The following is a 20,866-nucleotide window of genomic DNA, read 5'->3' as shown; positions in this document are numbered from 1 at the left end:
AATTATTATGTCTATATCCTACCCCTAACAACAACCAAAGCCTTACTCTTCAACTCCCCAATCTCTCCACTCAACAACCGTACCTTATCTTCATACTGCTGCTTCATCTCTTGGTCCTTAAGCGAACCCAGATTAATCTCAATCGTCAACAGAGCAGACTGCGCTGCGGCTTCGAATAAAATGGCTCCTATACCTAAATCGGAAATCACATTCTTGTTGGACGTTTCCGCAATGCTATACGTGCTGGACATCCCTGTTCGGCATATTTCCATAAGACGAAGGGGCACTTCAATTGCTCGAATTGCAGCCTTTTGGATAGCCTCGCTGCGCAGAAGCTTTTCTTCATCGGTTCTCTTCGGAAGTTTCAACGCATCCATATACTGATTAAACGACCGGATATCGGCATGGAGCAACTCCTCGCATTGCTCGGTCAAATGGTTCATCGTCCTTATAACTCCAGCAACCTGTTGCTGGATAGAGGCAAACTTCTCACCTTTGGTCAGATTGCCGACCATGGAAGTCATTGACGCACCGAGTGCAGCAATAAGGGCGGCGACACTTCCGCCTCCAGGCGTAGGATTCGAGCTGCCAGCCTGCTGCAGGAACAGGTGGATCGAGCTATCCCATGAAACGGGACCGGAATCCTTCTCACTGTCCAATTCTTTGCACTGGAGATCTATAGCTTTCAATAGATTCTCATACAGAATCGCAGTGGTTAAGGTGCCGACGCCACCCGGAACAGGAGATATCCCTGCAACATGGGAACTGACTTCCGCCGATACGTCCCCAACTATCTTCCCGCCCTCAACCTCATTAATACCCGCATCAATGATGACCAGACCTTCATGCACCATGTCGGGAGTAACCACATTAGGACGTCCAACCGCTACAAAAGCAATCTCCGCATGCTGGAGATGTTTGGCGATATCGGGAGTGCGTGAATGACATACGGTAACGGTAGCATTTTCGCGCTGCAACAGATGAAATAAGGGCAGACCAACGGTTTGGCCTCTTCCTACTAGGGTGACATTTTTACCTGCCAGTGTATGCCCGAAATGTTTGGCAAGTCGAATACAGGCTTGAGGCGTTGCGGGATAAAGACCTTCAGCTCCGGTAACGGTAGCTAGTTTGTTGTCCGGCGTCACGCCGTCTACGTCTTTGAGCGGGGAGATCGCCTTCTCAATCGTGCTTGCTGACAGGTGCTTGGGTAAAGGCAGCTCGAGCATAATGCCGTGGACGGACGAATCTTTATTCAAGCGCGAGATCAGCTCAAGAATCTCTTTCTCCTCGACGTTGGGTTCAAAGGAATGGAGGCTAAAAGCTACTCCGAGCTTATCGGCAATTCGTTGCTTTGCTTGTGCATAATACGCAGATGCAGGATCTCCTTCGACTAGAATAGTCGCCATACTCGGCGCAAGACCATTCATCCTCAGTTCTTCTACTCTCGCTCTAATGGAAGCGTAGACCTGATCGGCTGCTTCTTTGGCTTTCATAATGGTTGTCATCCCGTTGTCCTCCGTTTCATTCTTTCAAGATAAACGAAAAAAAGTATCCGCGGATGCTCGTAGCAATACGAGTCAATCGCAGATACTTTTCCCAGGCGAACGGAACGATCCAGCTGTATGCTTCCTCGTGGTTAATTCCACTTTTTCTCGCCAGTCACATACAGGTTTATTGGTTTCATTCTAGCAAAGTATCCATGGGATGAAAAGCTTTCTACCGGCATCCTAAATCCAAGGGGGATAACCCTTTAATTTATTCCTTATTTTGAAAGCGTTTTCTCTCTATAATCTTGTTCAGAAGGAGGTGGAAGCCGGAGCGTAGCAGAGAAGGCCAGTCACAATAACGATCGACTTCAACCAGAATCAGCTCGCATAATTGATTCGCTTAAGTTGCAGGTGAAAGTTGTTGACAAGCTATAACAATTCCAGGAGGTAGATTATGTTCAAGTTGAAAAAGAAGGTTATGACAGCAGTACTGGCAGCTTCCATGAGTATCGGTTTATTCGCGGCAACGGCTAATGCGGCAACAGACTACTGGCAGAACTGGACGGATGGCGGCGGAACGGTGAACGCGGTTAACGGTTCTGGCGGCAATTATAGCGTGACTTGGTCGAATACCGGCAACTTCGTCGTAGGTAAAGGCTGGAATACAGGCTCAGCTTCCCGTGTTATCAACTACAACGCAGGCGTATGGGCGCCAAACGGTAACGGTTATCTGACTCTCTACGGCTGGACAAGAAATTCCTTAATCGAATATTACGTAGTCGACAGCTGGGGCACTTACAGACCTACGGGTACGTACAAAGGCACTGTAAGCAGCGACGGCGGAACCTACGATATTTATACAGCGCAACGCGTTAACGCCCCTTCCATCGACGGAACGGCTACTTTCACGCAATATTGGAGCGTTCGCCAATCGAAGCGTGCAACCGGCAGCAACGTCGCCATTACTTTCGCCAACCACGTTAACGCTTGGAAAAGCAAAGGCATGAACCTCGGCAGCAGCTGGTCCTACCAAGTCCTCGCGACTGAGGGTTACCAAAGCAGCGGCAGCTCGAACGTAACGGTGTGGTAATCTGATTTTAAAAAAAGAGATTGGCCGGCCGGTCTTCCTGACGTCGGCCTTCTCTATTTCCATCGCTCAAAGGAGATACACCGATGAGAAAGCTCATAACTTGTTCTTTATTAGCCGCAATGGTCTTGCTCAGCGCTTGCTCGGAGGAGCAGCAGCCGCCCAAGAAAGCGCAGACTGACCCTGCCAATGCAGCCGCCGTACAATCTCCCAAGTCTGTTAGCCCTGTTGATGGCTTTGTGCTGGTCAAAGGCGGAGCTTTTGCCAATACGAAATCCAGTTACTACGGCAAAGAGATCACGTTTCCGGATTTCTATATCGGGAAATACGAGGTGACCCAGGACGAGTGGGTTAACGTGATGGGAAGCAATCCTTCCCAGTTCAAGGGCGGCAGACTTCCCGTCGAGATGGTAAGCTGGTATGACGTCATTCAGTATTGCAATGCGAGAAGCGTGAAGGAAGGTCTCAAGCCTTATTACAACCTGGACAAGAACACGAAGGACCCGAATAACAAAAGCGAAAACGATCAGCTCAAATGGACGGTAACGATTAGCGAAGGCGCGAATGGCTACCGGCTTCCAACAGACGCGGAATGGGAATATGCCGCAGGCGGCGGGCAGCAGAGCAAGAGCTTCAAATACAGCGGAAGCGATAAAATCAACGAAGTAGCATGGTATTGGAGAAATGCCGGGGATAAGTATCTAATGGGAGACTGGACCTGGCCTGCGATAGAGAACAATCATGATTCAACAAAAACCATTGGGATGAAGAAGCCTAACGAATTAGGCTTGTACGATATGACGGGCAATGTTCGCGAGTGGTGCTTTGACTGGTACGTAGGGCAAGATGTGCCAAACGGCGCCATGCGGGTAGTGAAAGGCGGCGGTTGGATTGGCGATATCGGCAGCGCCGAGTCGGCTTTCCGGGGCAAGTTCGAGCCAAACGGCTTTGGCCCAGATCAGGGCTTTCGATTGGTGCGTGGTGCGTGAACCGTGGACGCAAATATCTTTTTACCAAAAAGCACATCGCATCAGGAGCGCTGTTCGTGTAGAACACGCGGCTGATGTGGTGTGCTTTGTTATTTGTTACACTATAAGGAGTGATAAAAGGAGATGGATCTTCGATGCCGGTCTATAATAAGCTTGTTCGGGATTTGATTCCCCAGGTGATAGAATCTAATGGAAAAGAGTATCGTACTCGTATTCTGGAGGACGATGAGTACACTTATGAGTTAAGAAATAAATTCAAGGAAGAGGCAGAGGAATATTTTTCCGCACAGAGTTCGGAGGAATCGCTTGAAGAGCTGGCTGATCTGCTTGAGGTTATTCGGGCACTGGCAGCAACGCATGGATTCTCATGGGAACAACTTGAAGAGATCAGACAGAAGAAGGCGGCGACGCGCGGCGGCTTCCAAGAAAAAATCTTTCTTATTGACGTCAGCGAAGTCTAAGAGGAGGTTAACTAATGACGGAGACTACGTTTGTGTATACCATTTACATAGCCACGACACCGGAAAAGTTATGGGAAGCTTTAACGAGCAGCGCATACACCGCGAAATATTTTTTCGGCAGCAGCATTCAATCCGATTGGAAGGAAGGATCGAGCATTTCGTATTCGAGGAATGAAGAGGTAACGGATTACGGGGTTATCCTCAAATCTGAGCCGTATCGAACGCTTTCTTTTACCTGGACTTATGCAGCTGACAAAACGGTTCGAGATGAGCCGCAGAAGGTTACTTTTGAATTAACGCCTCTGGATTCTACGATGAAGCTGAAGCTTAAACATGAAGGTCTTGCCCCGGCAGACCTCGTAGAGAAGGAAGATACCTTTGAAGGAATCAACAATGGCTGGCCGGCCATTCTGAGTAATTTAAAAAGCTTGCTAGAGACAGGAACAACGCTGCGTGCCATTACGATATAATCTAAACAAATAATTATTTCGCAGGAACGATGGTGACTATGAAACTCCAGTTAGACAATCATACGATAGACATTAATGTCCTCTATAGCGTGAGGAAGAAGCTGTATCTCCAGATGGATGCCATGGGTCGCATCACGGTGAAAGCTCCAAACGGTACCAGCGATGAAGTGATTCAGCAGGCTGTGAAGCAGCATGAGCAAGAAATCGTAAAGCGGCTGCAGGCGATTGCCAAAGCACAGCAGGCTGCGCCAAAGGTTAGGGAATATGAAGATGAAGGGAAGTTCCTTCATCTTGGCAAGTATTATCCGCTCCAAGAATTAATAGAGACGGAAGGTTTGTCTGAAGAGGAGCTCAGGCTCAATCTCCGAAAGTTCTATTTTGCAAGCTGTAAGAAGGTTGTTGCGGAGCGGATCAAGCCGTATCAGGAGAAGCTGAAGGTGAAGCCCAAGCAGATTGATATTGTCGAGTCGGCGACCAAATGGGGGAGCTGCAGCTCTAGCAAAAAGCTCACCTTCAACTACCGCCTCGCCATGGCGCCGGTTGAAGTGATCGATTATGTCATCATCCATGAGCTTTGCCATCTTACGCATATGAATCATGACCGTTCCTTCTGGCGGCTTATTGGAAGCATCATGCCCGACTACAAGGAGAAGGAAGCGTATTTGGCCCGGTACGGGCAGGCGATGACGCTGTAGATGCCAACTTTTACTAATAGACATGAATGTGAAGATATAACAGTATAATAATGGAGCGATCTGTTTAAAAAAGAGAGAGGAACCAAACGGCTCCCACAGCCTAACAACTGTAGGGTCCAGGTTGAATCTCTCTTTTTTCTTATGTCGAATTTAGCAGAAATCTTGATTCTTAAGTGCTATAGTAAATCTATTGACATCATATGAGAGTAATGGAGCAAGGAGGTTTGAGACCCTTGAATAACACGCGCATTTCCTGCGACTGGTCTTATAGCGAGATTGTTAATTATGGCACGCAGCAGAATCATGTACCGGTCGTTAGAAATATGGAGATACATAATGGTGCGGAAGAAGATCTTCTTAACTTTACGGTCCGGATAACGTCCGAGCCGGAATTTGCTTATGATTGGAGCAAAAGCTTCAGCTTGCTGCCTGCCGGCCAATCGCTTAATCTCGGCACGGTTAACTTGCAGCTGTCGGCTTCTTATTTGGCTAATTTGTCCGAACGGATGACGGGTATTCTTACTCTGCAGGTGCTGCAAGGGGATGCGGAAATTTACCTTGAGCGCGGGACGATATCCGTATTGGCGTTTGACGAATGGAGCGGGCTCGCCGTATTGCCGGAGCTGACGGCAGCATTTGTGATGCCGAACCATCACCATATTGCGCAGGTCGTCCGGGAAGCTGCGGATATATTGGCCAAATGGACCGGAAGCTCTTCGTTCACCGCTTATCAGAGCAAGGATCCGAACAAGGTGCGGACGCAAGCGGCTGCGATCTATGCGGCGATGCAGAACCGGAAGATTGCTTATAACGTGGCGCCTCCAAGCTTTGAGGTGATCGGCCAGCGCGTCCGGCTGCCGGAGACGATTTTTACGCACAGAATGGGCAATTGTTTGGATCTTTCTCTACTATATACCGCTTGTTTGGAGGCGATTGGGCTGCATCCGCTGCTTGTCTTCACGAAAGGGCATGCGTTCTCCGGCTTATGGCTGGAGGAGGAGACCTTCGCGGAGAGCGTGCAGGATGACATCTCCGTCTTAACGAAGCGGATCGCCACCGGAATGAACCAAATCTGCGTGGTGGAAGCAACGGCTTTTGTGGAAGGAGAGACGGTTAGCTTTGATCAAGCGGTTGCCTTGGCGGAAAAGCATCTTCATGATCCCGATCAATTCGACTGCGTGCTGGATATTCGGAGAGCCCGGGCTGCCGCGGTACGACCGCTTCCGGTCCGGACGGCTACGCCGGAAGGCTGGATTGTGGAGCCGCAAGCGGTGACGTCTGGCGAGTCAGATGCGGCGGCGCCTCTGCTTGTTGATGTGTTTGATAAACCGCTTGAAGTCGACGCATTGCCGCAGTCTCCGCGCCAGAAGTTATGGGAACGCAGGCTGCTCGATCTGACGCTACGGAATTCGCTGCTGAACTTCCGTTTGTCCAAATCGAGCATTCCGATCATTACGGCTCAATTAGGCGACCTGGAGGATGCGCTGGCCGACGGCGAGGAATTCCAACTGCTCGCGAAGCCTAGCGATTGGCAGAACAATGGACGGAATGCCGACTTGTACCAGAGCATTAATAATGATCATCCGCTTGCACAGCTTCTGAGAGAAGAGTTCAACCGGAAACGTCTGCGCGTTGATCTGGATGCCGTGGAGCTGGAGAAGCGGATGGTGAATCTGTACCGTTCCGCCCGAGTCTCTCTGGAGGAAAACGGGGCCAATACCCTTTACTTGGCGTTTGGCTTGCTCAAATGGTACGAGACGCCGGTCAGCGAACTGCCTCGTTATGCGCCAATTGCCTTAATCCCGGTCGATATTATCCGGAAGTCTTCGCGGCAAGGTTATGTCATCCGGGCCAGAGACGAAGAGCCGCAGATGAACATTACGTTGCTGGAAATGCTGAAGCAGGATTACGGCATCGGCATTGATGGGCTCGACCCTCTGCCTAGAGACGAGAAGGGGATTGCCTTGAAGCAGATCTTCCATGTGTTCCGCCATGCGCTTATTCAGGTGCCAAGGTGGGATGTGGAGGAGACGGCGCATCTTGGCTTGTTTTCTTTTGGCCAATTTGTGATGTGGAATGATCTTCGCACGCATGCCGATAAGCTTGCCCGCAACAAAATCGTAGCCAGCCTGATGGAAAGCCGGTTGACATGGGAGGAGCAGCCGGAGGAGAATACGCCGCTTGATCAGGATCATCCGACAAGGTTATCCGTTCCGATCAGCGCGGACTCCTCGCAATTGACGGCAGTTCGCGCGGCGGCGGGCGGCCAGAGCTTTGTGCTTCACGGTCCGCCGGGAACCGGCAAATCCCAGACGATTACGAACATGATTGCAGGTGCGCTAGCCCAAGGGAAGCGGGTCTTGTTCGTCGCGGAAAAGATGGCGGCCTTATCCGTCGTGCAACGTCGGCTCGAGCAGATTGGACTAGGTCCGTTTTGCCTCGAATTGCATTCGAATAAAAGCACGAAAAAATCCGTGCTCGATCAATTAGCCGCTGCGATCGAGGCGAAAAAGATTCAACCGCCTGAAGCCTGGAGCAGTGAAGCGGACCGGCTGTTCCGGCTCAGGAACGAGCTGAACGGGTATGTATCCGCTCTTCATCATAAGCATGCTTTCGGCATGACTTTATTTGAAGCGATAGCCGGGTACGAGCAGGCGGGGGCTGCTCCTTCCGTTGTGCATTTTGATGATGCATCCATAGACGCCTTAACGCCTGCCAAGTTGACCCTCTGGAAAGATCTTGTGGCAAGGCTGCAAATCGCGGGCGCGGATTGCGGAGAGCCGCATCTTCATCCGCTTGTCGAAGCAGAGCTAACCACCTATTCGCAAGCAATCAAATCCGAGGCGGATCAGGTGCTGAAAAGGTATATTCCGCTGCTGGCTCAGATTCGCGAAGGTATAAGCCAGGCTGCAGATCGTCTCCAATTGGAGAAGGGAGGTCTCAGCTATGAGCGTTTGCAGGTGCTGATCCAACTCTGCGAACTGGCGAGCCGAACTCCCGAGATGAAGCCGGCTTTCCTGCAGGCTGCCGATTTGGAAGAAGCGCTAGCTGGAGTAAGGGCAACGGCCGAGCAAGGCAAGCGCAGAGATCAACTGCGTGCGAAGGTGTTAGCGAGATTTACAACGGAAGTAACGCGGATCGATGCGAGATCGATTGCGGCGGAATGGGATCGGGCTGACATGCAATGGTTCCTGCCGAAGTGGTCGGGACAAAAGCGTATTTATAAGAAGCTGAAGGGTCTGGCTGTTCATGCCTCTTCCTTCACTAAAGATCAGGTCAAACCGGCCCTCGTGGAATTAACCGGCTGGCAGGAGGAAGAGCAGAAGCTGAAGGCGATGAAGACGGCTGCTGCGCCGTATCTCGGCCAGGCTTGGGCGGATTCGGAGGATGGCAAGTGGGAAGAGCTGCTTGTTTCCTGCGATTGGATAGATCAGCTTCAAGGGTTGCTCCTTACATGGACCGGCAGCCGGACTGCTGCCCATACGTTGAGACAGCAAATAACGGATGTGCTGCTCGATGGCCGTCATGATCAAGCTCAGATAACACTCCTGCAAAGAGTAGGAAGTCTAGTTGAGCGGATCAAGGGAGAAGAGCAGGAACTCGGTAGGCTTCTGAGTATTCCGTTCGATAAGCTGCAACAGTCACAAGCAGAAGGCGAGTGGCTTCCATTTATCAAGGGTAAAGCGAAGTTATGGTCAGCACATATCGAGCGGCTACGCGAATGGAGCACATGGCGTAGAGTCCGCGGGGAAGCGGTGGAAGCTGGATTGTTGCCTCTTCTTGCTCCATACGAGGCTGGCCGGATTTCTAATTCTCAGCTGATTGCCGCGTTTGAGAGAGGGCTGTACAAGTCGCTTGCCAACTACATGATCGCAAGGGATGCTAGCCTCCAATCATTCTCGGGCAAATTGTTCGAAGACACGATCGAGCGCTTCAGAGCTGCGGATCAGCGGTATTTGAGCTTAACGCAACAGGAGATTGCGGCGCGGTTATCAACCAAAATCCCGCAAATGACGGTGGAAGCGGCGCAAAGCTCCGAGGCAGGGATTTTGCAGCGGGCAATCCGAAGCGGGGGACGTAATCTGTCCATTCGCAAGTTGTTTGAGACGATTCCGAATTTGTTGCCTAGGCTGACGCCTTGCATGCTGATGAGCCCGATTTCCGTTGCGCAATATTTGGATCCGAATGGCGCCAAGTTTGATTTGGTTATTTTTGACGAAGCGTCTCAGGTTCCGACCGCACAGGCGGTTGGCGCGCTTGCGAGAGGACATCAAGCCGTTATCGTAGGCGATCCGAAGCAGCTGCCGCCAACAAGCTTTTTCTCGAAGAACGCAAACGATGCGGATGAGGAAGAAGCGCTGCAGGATATGGAGAGCATTCTGGACGACTGTCTGGCGCTAGGCATGCCGGAGCGGCATCTCACCTGGCACTACCGGAGCCGTCACGAGAGTCTGATCGCGTTCAGCAATGCCCATTATTACGAGAACAAGCTGATGACCTTCCCGTCTCCGGATGAGCCGGTCTCCAGCGTAACTCTCATTCCGATCGAAGGTTATTATGACCGCGGACGTTCGAAGCAGAACCGGGCGGAAGGCGAGGCTGTTGTTGCCGAGATCATACGCAGGGCGAAAGATCCGGTCTTGCGCCAGCGCAGCATCGGGGTAGTGACGTTCAGCTCCGTTCAGCAGACCTTAATTGAGGATTTGCTGGAAGAAGCGATGAAGCAGGATCAGGAGCTGGATCTGTTAATGGCGAAGTTGCCGGAGCCGATCTTTGTGAAAAACCTCGAGAATGTGCAGGGTGATGAGCGGGATGTCATCCTGTTCTCCGTTGGTTACGGTCCGGATGCGTCCGGCAAGGTCAACCTGAACTTTGGACCGCTGAACCGTCAAGGCGGCTGGCGCCGTCTGAACGTTGCCGTATCCCGCGCTAGATACGAGATGTTGGTCTACTCGACTTTGATGTCCCATCATCTGAACGCAAGCCGAATTAGCGCCCAAGGCGTTCTTGGTCTCAAAGCTTTCCTGGATTACGCGGAAAAAGGCCAGCGTGCGCTGCCGGCAAGCGCGGGCACCGAACAGCAGATCTCGTTGGTGTCCAATCTTCACCACAGCTTGGCCGATGAGCTGAAAGCACTTGGTTATGAAACGGGTTTGCATGTCGGCACTTCAGGCTACCGCATTGATATCGGAGTGCTGGATCCGAAGAATAACGGGAAATATTTGCTTGGCATCGTGCTGGACGGACCGATGTACCGGGATGCGGAGGCCGCTCGCGACCGGGATTTATTGCGCGAGCAGGTGCTGGAGCAACTTGGCTGGAAGCTCGTTCGCGTATGGAGTCCGGAATGGTGGGAGAACAAAGGGAACGTCATTCGGCAGATTGTTGAAGCGATTGAGCAAGCGAAGAAGAGAACATTGGAAGCACAGCGGCATGCTCCTTCCGAACCTCTGGTGATGATTCATTCGGAGACGCCGGCTCCTGCGGACAGCGCAGAAGAGAAGGATGAACCTGTTGCAGCAGTAATTGACTCGCCAGTGAAAGTGACGGATCCGTTAGCGTATGCCGCTTGCCAGCTTGAACCGGTATCTCTCGGGACTGACCTATTCTATTCTCCGTCTTCCACGGAGCTAATCCTGGGACAGATCCGGCGGGTCATTGCCGAAGAAGGGCCCATCAGCCGCAGTCTGCTTGCGAAGCGAGTACTGCAGGCTTGGGGGATCACCCGTCTTGGCGCAAAGCTGGATCAGCGCCTTGCTGATCTGATTATCCGGCTTAAGCCGGTGGAGACGGTCTCGGACGGAGCCGTATTCTATTGGCCGGAAGGTGCCGAACCGTCTAGCTACGACCGTTATCGCGTTGCAACCGAGGAAGCAAGACGGTCGGCAGAGGAGCTGCCGATTGAAGAAGTTGCCGCGGCGGTGAAGGCGGTTCTAGCTTCGCAGATCAGTCTGCCGGAAGAGGATCTGATCAAGCAGGTCGTTAGGCTGCTCGGTTATGCAAGATCCGGCAATGCGCTGGACCGGGTTATCCGGATGGGCATTCAAAAGGCCATTGAGCTGGAATATGTGCAAGCTGATGAGCAGGAACGGGTTGTCTTGAAATAAGCTTGTTATGAAATGACCGCATACATCGCGTATGCGGTTTTTTCTTTTTTTCCAAAGGTTATGTTAAGCCTAAATGTTGATATTTGACGCTTAATCAAAATCCCGCCGCCGACCGCTTACCGTTACGTTGCACGAAATGCAACAAGCCTTTCCAAAAAATACTTGAACCTTTATATTCATTATGTCATATTGATATTATCAAAACGATAATATGGGATGCAGGGAGGTCCAGCACTCTTGAATCTGAACGAGAATGAACAAAACTATTCGGCCAGCAACTATCGTACGCCGGACGGCGCGCCTACGGATATTGTTATATTCACTATCGCCTCGCGGGAGAAAGAGACCGGAAAGAAGGCGCTGCCGAACCGGGAGCTGCAGGTATTGCTGATCCGCCGAAAAGCATGGCCTTTCCAAGGTCAGTGGGCGCTGCCGGGCGGTTTTACCCGCGAGACGGAGACGGTGGAGGAATGCGCGATTCGGGAACTCGAAGAAGAAGCGGGCGTGAAGCAGGTGCATATGGAGTTTCTTAACGTATACAGCAAGCCGGGGCGGGATCCGCGGGGCTGGATGATTAGCCATGCGTTTTGCGCTTTGGTGAATGAGCGCTTCCTACTCTACAGGCGGGCGTCTGACGATGCGGAAGAGGTGCAGCTGTTCCCGCTAAGCGAAGCGCTTGGGATGGAACTGGCTTTTGACCATCGTGACATTATCCGTGATGCGTACGGATGTATTCAGCGATTGATGATCACGCAGCCGATTGCAAAAGAGTTTCTAGCGGAGGAGTTTACGATCGGGGAGCTATATCAGATCATTCAGACGGTTGTTCCAACGTTTGAGGAGAGGAATTTTATCCGCAAAATAACCGCGACGCAAAGCCGCAAAGGCCTGATTGAAGAAGTCCGCCATGCGGACGGAAGCTTGAAGCAATCCAATCAGTATTCGCAACGTGCAGCGCAATTGTACCGTTTTACCGGCTTTGTGCCGGAGCTTTCGATTTATAGCTAGGGAATACCGATGAGCACCATGAACGGCTGAGGCTTTGCCTTTTTAGGTGGTCATTCATATAGGAGGAATCATTAATATGAAACAAAATTTATCGATGCTGGGTCTGTTCGTTGCTATCCTGGCGGTCGCTTATTATACGTCGTCGAGTGCGATCGAGATCGCGGCAACAACAACGGGGCTTGCGGCCGTATGGCTGACGGCGAAGGAGAAGTTGTGGACTTGGCCGATTAGTCTGGTCAATGTGGCCTGCTTCTTCTATATGTTCCTGGACGTGAAGCTGTATGCGGATATGACGCTGCAGGTGTTTTTCTTCGTGCTTAGCATTTACGGCTGGGTGGTCTGGATGACGAGGCGCGAAGGGGCGGCCGTACGTCCAACAAGATCGTGGACGCCGCGGATGGCGGTGTTGCTTCTTGGTTTTCTGGTTGTGTTTACTGCGGCGTGGGGGTATCTGCTTGAGCGCCATACGGACGCGTCCATTCCGTATTTGGATGCTTTTATCGCGACGTTAAGTCTTGTGGCCCAATTCCTGCTCTCGTATAAAATTCTGCAAAGCTGGTATTTCTGGATCGTGGTTGACGTCTTGTCGATCGGCATGTATTTCTACAAGGAGCTGTACGCGACATCGTTCTTGTATGTGATTTTCCTCGGTATCGCAATTTTGGGACTTGTCGAATGGAAGCGGGAGTATATGCGTCGGGCGTCGGCTTTGCGAGAGCAGCAGGATGAGGTGAATACGTATGCCGGATAAAAAAGTAGGGTTAACGCTTGGCAAATTCGCCCCGTTCCACCGCGGGCACCAGCATGTGGTAGAGACGGCGCTTCTTGAAGTGGACCATCTCATTGTGGTCATCTATGACAGTCCCGAGGTGACGAGAGTGCCGTTATCCGTGCGGGCGCGCTGGATCCGTAATCTATATCCGGCTGTTGAAGTGTTGGAAGCTTGGGATGGTCCAGCTGACAGCGGGGATACGCCGGAGATCAAATGGATTCAGGAGAATTACATTCTGGGGCTGCTTGGCGGCCGGAAGGTTACGCATTTCTATTCCAGCGAGTTTTACGGCGAGCATATGAGCGAAGCTCTTGGTGCGCTTAATCGGCAGGTCGATCCGCTCCGGGAGACGTTTCCGGTATCCGGTACAAAGGTTCGAGAGGCAACGTACGACAATAGAGGGTTGGTAGATCCGCTGGTCTATCGGGACCTCATGACGAATGTTGTATTTCTCGGTGCGCCTTCAACGGGAAAAACAACCCTTGCCGCTCGTATGGCGGAAGAGCTGCAATCCGTCTGGATGCCCGAATATGGCCGGGAATATTGGGAGGAGCATCAGATCGAACGTCGCTTAACGCTTGAACAATTGGTAGAGATCGCGGAAGGTCATCTCGAGCGCGAGGAACGAATGTTGCTAGAGGCGAGGAATGTACTCTTTGTAGATACAAACGCGATTACGACGTATATGTTCTCTCTTTATTATCATGGGGAGGCGCATCCTAAGCTACAGGAGTTAGCTAACCGATGCGCTTCGCGCTATGACCTCGTCTTCTTATGCGAGGACGATATTCCGTATGACGATACGCCGGATCGGTCGGGAGAAGTGAACCGGGCCATATTCCAAAAGCAGATTGTAGCCGATCTCATCGAACGCAAAATTCCGTATATTCCGCTCCGTGGCAGCCTTGAGGATCGGGTGCGGCAGGTCAAAGCGATTCTCGGACGCCATGAGAAATACAGCAATCCATATGAATGGATGGGAGAGCCGAGATCGTGAGAAACTCGAGAACTTAGTTCTGAAAAGATAGCAGGCGGGAAAAGGCCTTAACGATGCATGGCATCGTTAAGGCCTTTCAGTTTGGTCAGTAACTAGACTAATCTGATGCGAAGCTGGCACAATGGGCAGGTTTCCGCGAGCTTAACGATGCACCGCATCGATAAGGCTTCAGCAAAGTAACATTCTACCTTCTTTAACATTGCCGCACATCGTTAAGGAGTTAAGCTAGTCGGGGAAACGAGCAAAATTGAGTGGTTTCCCCGATCTTAACGATGCGCGGCATCGTTAAGGCCCCAACAAAGTAACACTCTACCCTCCTTAACGATGTGCCACATCGTTAAGGAGCAAGCTTAGTCGGCTTAAGTCGGCTATTGAAGGCGGTGCGTCAGCTATGAAAGCCCGACTTCCCTCGGCCGCACAACTTACTTCGTCTTCTTCCAATACACGCCGGTAATATCGATAACAACAAGCGGGTCAGTGATGTTATGAATGGCGCGGAAGTCGTGCACGGCAGCGGCGCAATAGCCGATGGAGTAGTCGTCGATGATGACGTAGCCGCCGACGGACACTTTTGGATACAGGTTAGTCAGCGCATCCATCGTTGAGGAATACATGTCGCCGTCGAGGCGAGCAATGGCGATTTTGTCCGTTGGCGCCGTAGGCAACGTATCTTTGAACCAGCCTTTCAGGAAGACGACGTTATCGTCCAATAGATCATATTTCTTGAAGTTGCCCTGAACCTCAGGCAAGGAAACGCGCAAAAAGTCCTGCTCGTGGAATTTGGAGGTAGCATCGATCGGATATTGCGGATCCGGCTTAGGCAGGCCTTCAAAGGAATCGGCGACCAGCACCTTCCGGTTCCTTACGTTATGGGCTTTCAGGAAGCCGGCCATGAAGATGCACGCTCCGCCGCGCCATACGCCCGTTTCGATGAAATCGCCTTTGACGTTGTTGTTAATGACATCGTTCATCAGCATATGAAGATTATTCATGCGGATTCGCCCGATCATGCTATGTGCAATAAGGGGCCAATCGAGGCCTTGAAGGCGGTTTTCCTTCGTAGCGCCCGGTTCATGCTCCAGCCAGATTTCAAATAGAATCGTTTTCTTCAACAATTCCAAATACAGCTCTATTGCCGATAGATTGCGCATAATCACAGTCCTTTGCATTCTTAGTGTTAAGCTAAGCATATGAACCTACCAGGAGGTTCGCTTGTGTATCAGACCACTAGAGCAAAAAGTAGAATGTGATTTACCCCAAATAATTAAATATGCTCATTGACATAAAATTTAATATAGCATTATAATATATCCATTATAACAAATGCCTATATATGATAAAGGAGTTGTTTTTGATGAGCGCAATTCGTCCTCCTGCAGTCCCTCTCGTAACGATAGATCCTTATTTCAGTGTATGGTCCCAAGCGGACCGTCTTACAGATGACTATACCCGCCACTGGACGGGACAACGCCATGCAATGACTGGCCTTATTCGTATCGATGGCATGATTCTACGATTCGCAGGTAAGGTTGAGGCTAATGCCGAGCGTTATTACACGGAGCCGCAGGCGATGGAGCAGAAGAGCGTATCCGTATCTCCGCTTAGCACGGTGTATACGTTCCAATCCGCAGGAGTGGAGTTGACGGTTCGCTTTACGTCCCCGCTGCTTCTGAATGATCTGGATGTATTATCGCGCCCGGCTTCTTACGTAGCGTTCGAAGTTCGTTCGATCGACGGCGAAGAGCATGACGTACAAATCTACTTCGACGTGACCGGCGAGTGGTGCGTGGATTCGTCGAAGCAAGCGGTCATCAGCAAGAAGCAGGAAGACGGCGAACTGATCACGATGCAAATCGCTCATGAGAAGCAAGAGCCGGTTAACCGTTCCGGTGACGATCACCGCATTGACTGGGGTTATTTCTACCTGAACGCGAAGAAATCCGATGAAGTGACTGGTTATATCGCGCCTGCTCATATCCGTCATCGATTCGTTCGCAATGAGAAGCTGGCGGAATCGCCGGCAGAGACCGAAGCGCAAGTGGTTGCGGACGTTCAGCCGGTTATGGCCCTTGTCTATAACATCGGCGGCGTTGGCGCTGTAACCGAGAAACGTCTTGCTGTACTGGCATATGACGATGTGATTGCGGTTGAATATTTCGGAGACAAGCTTGAAGCTTATTGGAAAAGAAACGGACAAAGCACGCAAGAGATGATTGCGGCTGCGTTCTCAGAATACGAAAGCCTGCTTGAGCGTTGTGCGGCGTTTGATAAACAAATCATTGCCGAAGGCCAGCAAGCCGGCGGCAGCCGTTATGCCGATCTGCTAGCCTTGTCTTACCGCCAAGCTATTGCTGCGCATAAGCTTGTCTTGGATACGGATGGCGAGATTTTGTTCCTGTCCAAAGAATGTTACAGCAACGGCTGCATGGCTACGGTGGACGTCAGCTATCCGTCCGTTCCGTTGTTCCTGCTGTATGCGCCTGAGCTGGTTGAAGGCATGATTCGCCCAATTGTGAAGTATGCGAAGACGGATAAATGGACTTTCGAGTTTGCTCCGCATGATATCGGCCAATATCCAATCGGCAACGGCCAAGTGTACGGCGAGAACGATCGCGACGGACAAATGCCGGTAGAGGAATGCGGCAATATGCTCGCCATGGCGGCGTCCTGCGCGCTTGCCGGCGGCAACCGGAATTACTTGTTCAGCCATATGGACATTTTCGGCGAATGGGCCGATTATTTGACGGAGTTTGGTCTTGATCCGGAGAATCAGCTTTGCACGGACGACTTTGCGGGACATCTGGCGCGCAACGCCAACTTGTCCGTGAAGGCGGTTATGGGCGTAGCGAGCTACTCGATTCTGAAGCAGCTGCAAGGCGATAACGAAACGGCAGCCCGTTACATGGCCAAAGCCCAAGAAATGGCTGAACAGTGGGAAGTGCTTGCGGCGGACGGCGACCATACGAAGCTGGCCTTTGGTTCGGAAGGTACTTGGAGCCTCAAATATAACCTGATCTGGGATGTGCTGTTTGGCACGGACCTGTTCTCCAAAGAGATGATCAACAAAGAGATCAGCTGGTACAAAAAGATGAAAAACGATTACGGCACGCCGCTCGATAACCGTGCTACCTATACGAAAAACGACTGGCTCGTTTGGTCGGCCGCCTTGTCGGATAACCAAAACGATTTCGAAGAGCTGGTAAGCCCGATCTGGGATATGCTGAACGATTCGGTTGACCGCGTTCCATTCTCGGACTGGACGGATACGTTGACAACGCGTCAACTGAACTTCCAGCACCGGTCAGTCGTGGGCGGCATCTTCATGAAGGTGCTGAAGGACAAGGGCATCATGAACGCTTTCCAAACGGTTTCTTCCGTCAACGGAGGAAAGTAAATTCGATTTGCCTGTAATGGACAGGGGCGCATATGAGGTGCGCCCTTGTTTTTCTCTCTAAATAAGGAAAATAAACAGCTGTTTAAATAACTGTTTTGTTAACAAACTCAAATATGGTATATTTGTTATAATCATTGAATTGCGGTCCGGATAGGAGGATTACGCGTGAGTCAAGACAGAGAACCTCTGTATATTAAGATACAGAATCATTTCAAAGATCTGATCATCTCGCGGGAGCTCGTCGAAGACGATAAAATCCCGACAGAGAAAGATCTGATGGACGAATTCGACGTCAGTCGGATTACGGTAGTTAACGCGCTGGCTGAGCTGGCGAAGGACGGATGGATTTACCGCATCCCGGGCAGAGGAAGTTTCGTCAAAGGCATCCCAGAGAAACAGATGGCCGTTAGCCCGGTGAACGAACCCCGCGGGGAACAGAAAGGGCCTAAAGTGAAGATTGGCCTTGTCTTCCCGGTGCTAGGAGACTACTTCGCGATCCGTTTGATAGCGGGAATTACGGATCATCTCAAGGAGAAAGGTTATTCGCTAGTGATCATGCTGACGAACAACTCCAAGGAGAAAGAGAAGGAAGTTATCCGGGAGATGAAGAACACCGTTGACGGGCTTATTATTTTCCCGGTCGACGCCGAGGTGTACAACGAAGAGATTATCGCGCTCAAAATGCAAAATTACCCGTTTGTCCTGATCGACCGGTACTTGCCGGGCGTAGAGACGAACGTTGTCGCTTCTGATAGCGCGTTTGCTACGATGCTGGCCGTTGATCACCTGTGGGAGCTGGGGCACCGCAACATTGCGATCTGTTCCGACTCGCCGCTTATGACCGTATCGGTGGACGAGCGGATCCAGGGCTACCAGGAAGCGCTGAAACAGAAGGAAGCGTTGATCAACCCGTCGCTCATCTTGAACGACATTCATATTAACGGCGGCGGAATGAATCCCGAGCATCCGTTTTACCGGTTTGTGAAAAACCAGATGGCCACCGCATATATTGCTCTTAACTGCTCGCTTGGCGTCCAGATTTTGTCGATTGCGAAGGAAGTTGGCTTGCGCGTGCCGGAGGACATCTCCATCGTGACGTTTGATAATCCGACGCCGCTGCTTGAAGAGTTCAGCTTGCTGACCCATATTGATCAATCGGAATATCAAATGGGTGCCGAAGCGGTGCTGCTGCTTCTTCAAGTAATCGAGAATAAAGGCAAACAGCCGGTCAAATTCGAGAAAAAGATTCTCAAACCATCCCTCGTGCTACGGAAAACTACGGCTAAAGCGCAGGCTTAGCAGCGATCATATGGCAGATCTCTAAAAAACCGGATCCTTTTTTACAAAAGGATCCGGTTTTTCTTTTTTTTCCAATTGACTAATTTGATATAACAAATATAATATATTTTATAGGGAATATATAGCATTTGCATTTGAGTACGTCTATAACTAGCAAGGAGGAATTATGAACATGAATGACAGGAAAGTAGAAGCAGCATCACCCTTACAAATGCCAGTCACTAACGTATCAACACAATCCTCTCTCAAGAAGTTTGCGGTCAGACACAAAGATGCGTTAATCGCCACGGCTATTTTAAGTCCAATGATCCTATGGTGGCTAGTCCTTTCGGGCTTCCCGACCTTATTTGGATTTTTCCTTGGTTTCTTCGATTGGGTAGGCATTGCCGCTCATCCGAAATTTATCTGGTTCGACAACTATGTGCGGTTCTTTAAAGATCCTTTGTATTACGAAGCATTATGGAGATCCATCTGGATGGGCGGACTTGTAACCGGAATCACCCTGATTGCCGGCTTTGGCGCAGCTATCCTAATGAATATGCCCTTGTTCGGCAAAGGGATCTACCGGTCGATCTGGTACATTCCCGCGGTAACGTCTACCGTTGCCACAACGCAGATTTTTAATCTCCTTCTCGATACGAATAACGGCGTTATTAATAACTTTCTGAAGTCGATTGGCAAGGAGCCGATCGTATGGCAATATTCCGTTTTCTGGGGCGTCTTCTGGATTGTTGTCTACTCCGTATGGAAAGGCGTAGGGGGAGCGGCGCTCATCTGGCTCGCGGGCTTGCAGTCGGTTGACGTTTCCTTGTACGAGGCGGCGGAGATCGACGGAGCAGGGCGCTGGGGTAAACTTTGGAACGTAACGCTTCCAGGCTTGAAACCGATTGCAACTTACATTGTTATCACAAGCTTGATCGGCGCCATTCAAATTTACGAACAGGTATTGTTTATGACAGGCGGCGGTCCTTACGGCAAAACGGAAGTACTCGTATTCCGCATCTATCGCGATGCGTTCTGGGATTTCAACTTGGGCATGGCGGGCGCTTCCTCGCTCATTATGGCCGTTGTGGTCTTCGTCGGTACCGTGTTCTATTACCGCTGGTCCACGAATTCCGACAGAAGCTCAACCATCAAGATTAAAGGCGTAAAAGGAGGTCCAAAAGCATGAAAGAATCTTTTGCCAAAAAACTAGCTTTTCAACTGAAGCCCGGCAATTTCATTGCCCATCTGATTCTGCTAAGCGTTGGACTTGTCCTGTTATATCCGCTAGTCTTCATGGTTCTGGCCGGCTTCTTCACGAGAGATGAGTTTACAAGCTCCATTATCGGATTGCTGCCAATCGCCAAAGCGCCTACGCTTCATAACTTTTTTGTCCTGTTCTACGGCTCAGCCGATGCGGGCATTCAGAAATATTTCATTAATTCCGGTTACCGCACCATCTATAACACGTTCTGGGCGCTCCTGACTTCTTTGCTGGCCGGTTATGTATTCGCAAGGCTTCGTTTTAAAGGGAAAGATCAGCTATTCCTTATCTTGCTGGGAACACAGATGATTCCGGGTACGATTGCTCTCATTCCTACTTATCTGGAATTCGCCAGATTCCCGTTTGCCGGGGGGAACAACATCTTTACCGGTGGTTCCGGTATTCTCGATACGTGGTGGGTCTACTTCATTGGCGGACCAAGCCTGAACATTATGGGGGCCTTCCTCGTCAAGCAGTCCATTGAGAAGATCCCGTACGAGCTGGATGAGGCGGCTAAGGTAGATGGCGCGGGAACGTTCCGGATCATCTTCCAGATCCTTCTCCCGCTGCAATTGCCGATTATGGCGTTTATCGCCATTACGACAGCACTTGCTACATGGAATGACTTTGCTACGCCGTTCTTCTATACGTCATCGGATAAGCTGCAGACGTTGCCTGCCGCAATAACCAGGCTGTCTTCGGCAGCCGCGAGCCCGGGGGCGATCCCGAACTGGCCGCTTATTATTACATTAGGACTTGGCATGACGGTTCCGGCGCTTCTTATTTTCTTCTTCTTCCAGAAGTACATTGTGCAAGGTCTTGCTAATACGGGCATTAAGGGCTAAGCTTAAAAT

14 protein-coding genes, 2 pseudogenes and 1 riboswitch are annotated in these 20,866 nt (G+C 50.8%); of the genes and pseudogenes, 13 read left to right on the top strand and 3 right to left on the bottom strand.

Annotated elements, in window-relative coordinates; genetic code table 11:
• Nucleotides 1–11 precede the first annotated feature (11 nt).
• A pseudogene (locus QQK89_RS00360) lies at nucleotides 12–602 on the bottom strand (cyclodeaminase/cyclohydrolase family protein); the annotation flags it as partial.
• Between the two features lie 66 nt (nucleotides 603–668).
• Nucleotides 669–1,505: pseudogene (locus QQK89_RS00355) on the bottom strand (bifunctional 5,10-methylenetetrahydrofolate dehydrogenase/5,10-methenyltetrahydrofolate cyclohydrolase); the annotation flags it as partial.
• Between the two features lie 82 nt (nucleotides 1,506–1,587).
• Nucleotides 1,588–1,673: riboswitch (ZMP/ZTP riboswitch) on the bottom strand.
• A 268-nt stretch (nucleotides 1,674–1,941) separates the two neighbouring features.
• Here QQK89_RS00355 and QQK89_RS00350 point away from each other — a divergent pair.
• From QQK89_RS00350 to QQK89_RS00310, 9 genes are all read left to right on the top strand, one after another.
• Nucleotides 1,942–2,577, top strand: coding sequence for a glycoside hydrolase family 11 protein (locus QQK89_RS00350; RefSeq protein WP_284236400.1), 636 nt, complete (start codon nucleotides 1,942–1,944; stop codon nucleotides 2,575–2,577).
• A gap of 83 nt (nucleotides 2,578–2,660) precedes the next feature.
• Nucleotides 2,661–3,563: an SUMF1/EgtB/PvdO family nonheme iron enzyme gene (locus tag QQK89_RS00345; protein ID WP_284236399.1), complete on the top strand. Its 903-nt coding sequence runs from the start codon at nucleotides 2,661–2,663 to the stop codon at nucleotides 3,561–3,563.
• 134 nt (nucleotides 3,564–3,697) lie between these two features.
• Nucleotides 3,698–4,024: a nucleoside triphosphate pyrophosphohydrolase gene (locus tag QQK89_RS00340; RefSeq protein ID WP_284236398.1), complete on the top strand. Its 327-nt coding sequence runs from the start codon at nucleotides 3,698–3,700 to the stop codon at nucleotides 4,022–4,024.
• 14 nt (nucleotides 4,025–4,038) lie between these two features.
• Nucleotides 4,039–4,494, top strand: a complete 456-nt coding sequence (locus QQK89_RS00335; protein WP_284236396.1) for an SRPBCC family protein — start codon at nucleotides 4,039–4,041, stop codon at nucleotides 4,492–4,494.
• A 38-nt stretch (nucleotides 4,495–4,532) separates the two neighbouring features.
• A complete protein-coding gene (locus QQK89_RS00330) occupies nucleotides 4,533–5,189 on the top strand; it encodes a M48 family metallopeptidase (protein ID WP_284236395.1) in 657 nt (218 codons plus the stop codon).
• A gap of 233 nt (nucleotides 5,190–5,422) precedes the next feature.
• Nucleotides 5,423–11,296 carry a DUF3320 domain-containing protein gene (locus QQK89_RS00325; RefSeq protein WP_284236394.1) on the top strand — a complete coding sequence of 1,958 codons (5,874 nt, stop codon included), beginning with the start codon at nucleotides 5,423–5,425 and terminating at the stop codon, nucleotides 11,294–11,296.
• Nucleotides 11,297–11,512: 216 nt separating this feature from the next.
• A complete protein-coding gene (locus QQK89_RS00320) occupies nucleotides 11,513–12,304 on the top strand; it encodes an NUDIX domain-containing protein (protein ID WP_434481614.1) in 792 nt (263 codons plus the stop codon).
• Nucleotides 12,305–12,380: 76 nt separating this feature from the next.
• Nucleotides 12,381–13,055, top strand: coding sequence for a nicotinamide riboside transporter PnuC (gene pnuC / locus QQK89_RS00315; protein WP_284236392.1), 675 nt, complete (start codon nucleotides 12,381–12,383; stop codon nucleotides 13,053–13,055).
• Entirely contained in the window at nucleotides 13,045–14,073 is a 1,029-nt protein-coding gene (locus tag QQK89_RS00310; RefSeq protein WP_284236391.1) for an AAA family ATPase, read from the top strand. Before pnuC ends, QQK89_RS00310 begins: the two co-directional genes overlap by 11 nt.
• 422 nt (nucleotides 14,074–14,495) lie before the next feature.
• On the opposite strand, the gene QQK89_RS00305 is transcribed toward QQK89_RS00310, so the two are convergent.
• Nucleotides 14,496–15,224 carry a TylF/MycF family methyltransferase gene (locus QQK89_RS00305; RefSeq protein WP_284236390.1) on the bottom strand — a complete coding sequence of 243 codons (729 nt, stop codon included), beginning with the start codon at nucleotides 15,222–15,224 and terminating at the stop codon, nucleotides 14,496–14,498.
• Nucleotides 15,225–15,427: 203 nt separating this feature from the next.
• On the opposite strand from QQK89_RS00305, the gene QQK89_RS00300 reads away from it, so the two are divergent.
• The 4 genes from QQK89_RS00300 (at nucleotide 15,428) to QQK89_RS00285 (ending at nucleotide 20,857) form a co-directional block, all read left to right on the top strand.
• Nucleotides 15,428–17,467, top strand: coding sequence for a glutaminase family protein (locus QQK89_RS00300; protein WP_284236389.1), 2,040 nt, complete (start codon nucleotides 15,428–15,430; stop codon nucleotides 17,465–17,467).
• Between the two features lie 165 nt (nucleotides 17,468–17,632).
• Nucleotides 17,633–18,766 (top strand): GntR family transcriptional regulator, encoded by a 1,134-nt coding sequence (locus QQK89_RS00295; protein WP_284236388.1) that lies wholly within the window; start codon nucleotides 17,633–17,635, stop codon nucleotides 18,764–18,766.
• Between the two features lie 172 nt (nucleotides 18,767–18,938).
• Entirely contained in the window at nucleotides 18,939–19,937 is a 999-nt protein-coding gene (locus tag QQK89_RS00290) for a carbohydrate ABC transporter permease (RefSeq protein WP_284236387.1), read from the top strand.
• The gene (locus tag QQK89_RS00285; protein WP_284236386.1) at nucleotides 19,934–20,857 is read left to right on the top strand and encodes a carbohydrate ABC transporter permease; all 924 of its coding nucleotides are present in this window, start codon (nucleotides 19,934–19,936) and stop codon (nucleotides 20,855–20,857) included. The genes QQK89_RS00290 and QQK89_RS00285 overlap by 4 nt, the downstream gene beginning before the upstream one ends.
• The last annotated feature ends 9 nt before the right edge of the window (nucleotides 20,858–20,866 follow it).

The sequence above is a fragment of the Paenibacillus glycanilyticus genome, from assembly GCF_030161375.1.
Taxonomy (GTDB): domain Bacteria; phylum Bacillota; class Bacilli; order Paenibacillales; family Paenibacillaceae; genus Pristimantibacillus; species Pristimantibacillus glycanilyticus_B.
The sequence above is the reverse complement of the archived record's forward strand: the minus strand, read 5'-3'. Positions and strand labels throughout refer to the sequence as shown.